This is a genomic window from Vibrio sp. OPT46 (assembly GCF_015163535.1).
In the GTDB taxonomy this organism is placed as follows: domain Bacteria; phylum Pseudomonadota; class Gammaproteobacteria; order Enterobacterales; family Vibrionaceae; genus Vibrio; species Vibrio alginolyticus.
Window position 1 is genome coordinate 2,602 of sequence record NZ_JADDYG010000083.1, and the last position, 1,152, is coordinate 3,753.

Here is a 1,152-nt window from a genome sequence, read left to right on the forward strand (position 1 = left end):
ATTCAACACAATTTGGTCGCACATCCATTCTACAAGTTCATTCAGAAGCAAAGCTTTGCACCACGCTTACTGTCTGCGATTGATGTTGATAAAATTCGACTAGATAAATTCGACAACCCACTGTTGCGCGGCGATTACCTGCTCGCTAGCCCTCTACGCGAAGAAAAAGTGTATTACTTAGGAAACCTAAGTAGCGTGTATTCCGCTAAGGCGCAAGCAGGCATCCCTTTGCAAAGACAAATAGAGAATTTGAAAAATAACATTGGTGCGTTATCAACACCGCCAGTGTTGATCTACCCAGATGGTCACGTAGTTAAGCCGCATCACGGAGCTTGGTTAACGACACAATATTACTTACCACCTCTGACATTGGTATATATTCCGTTTGGTGATCTTGAATACTCCGAAATGGACCAAGATATTGTCCGCCTACTCACTCAATTGATACCAAACTCCACAAAGAGACCACAATGATGCCAATTAGAAAAAGCTTAACCCTTTCTTTAATGGGCCCTGCATTGGTTTGGGCTCAAGATATACCCTTTGAGGCTCCCTCGTTACAGCCTTCTCAATCTGATTTTGGTGGTGTTGGTTTAATGCAGATGCCAACCGGACGTATGGCTCCTGAAGGGGAATTTAACTTTTCTGTAACAGGTAGTGATGAGTACCTTTTTTACAACGTCACCTTGCAGGTACTGCCTTGGCTAGAGACAACTATTCGATATACTCGAGTTCAAGACTTGCCATACTCAACATCACTTCCTGATGTAGACAATGAGTACACAGACAAGGGAATAGATTTTAAATTTAGATTATGGGAAGAATCTGAATACATACCAGAAATCGCCCTAGGGGTACGAGACTTTGCTGGTACTGGCTTATTTGATGCAGAATATATTGCCGCGACCAAACGATACTCAGCTCCTCATTTTGGAACATTCGATTTTACTCTTGGTATGGGCTGGGGCTACTTGGGAACCAGAGACAATATAACCAATCCATTTTGCAAAGCATCAGACAAATTCTGTGAACGTTCTGAAGAGTTTCTTGATTCTGGAGGAACAACTAATTTTGACAGAGCTTTCAAAGGGCCTGCGGCTTTATTTGGTGGTATAGAGTTCCAGACGTTGCACGCTCCTTTACGATTTAAAG

At 42.6% G+C, this 1,152-nt stretch carries 2 protein-coding genes; both read left to right on the forward strand.

Going from position 1 to position 1,152, the window contains the following annotated elements:
* The coding region (locus IQR33_RS32200; RefSeq protein ID WP_228013739.1) for a capsule biosynthesis GfcC family protein at positions 1–474 on the forward strand (474 nt) is incomplete at its 5' end.
* The coding region (locus IQR33_RS03360) for a YjbH domain-containing protein (RefSeq protein ID WP_193843516.1) at positions 471–1,152 on the forward strand (682 nt) is incomplete at its 3' end. The genes IQR33_RS32200 and IQR33_RS03360, both read left to right, overlap by 4 nt.